Source organism: Vibrio sp. 10N.222.55.C6 (assembly GCF_041473395.1).
In the GTDB taxonomy this organism is placed as follows: Bacteria; Pseudomonadota; Gammaproteobacteria; order Enterobacterales; family Vibrionaceae; genus Vibrio; species Vibrio crassostreae_C.
This window is the reverse complement of the sequence record NZ_JBFRSD010001074.1, coordinates 1-235: the sequence shown is the minus strand read 5'-3', so window position 1 is coordinate 235 and position 235 is coordinate 1. Positions and strand designations below refer to the sequence as shown.

At 46.0% G+C, this 235-nt stretch carries 1 protein-coding gene; it reads right to left on the bottom strand.

Translation table 11 applies throughout. The features are described 5' to 3' along the window. Positions 1-235 (bottom strand): alpha-galactosidase (locus tag AB4486_RS27605; RefSeq protein ID WP_372119990.1); only part of this gene is annotated, 235 nt, incomplete at both ends.

The following is a 235-nucleotide window of genomic DNA, read 5'->3' as shown; positions in this document are numbered from 1 at the left end:
CGGTTGATGATAACCTTGCAAACCTAGGACCCAATCAGGATGGTTACGGTATAGGTTTGAGTCTTGGCTGACCATCTCAGGTTCAACCCACAACCCGAACTCCATCCCCTGTTGGTTAACGTGTTCAATCACAGGTTCTAAGCCATTTGGGTATTTCACTTCATCGAGATACCAATCGCCTAAGGCCGTTCGTTCGCCATCACGACCAATAAACCAACCATCATCAATAATGAAT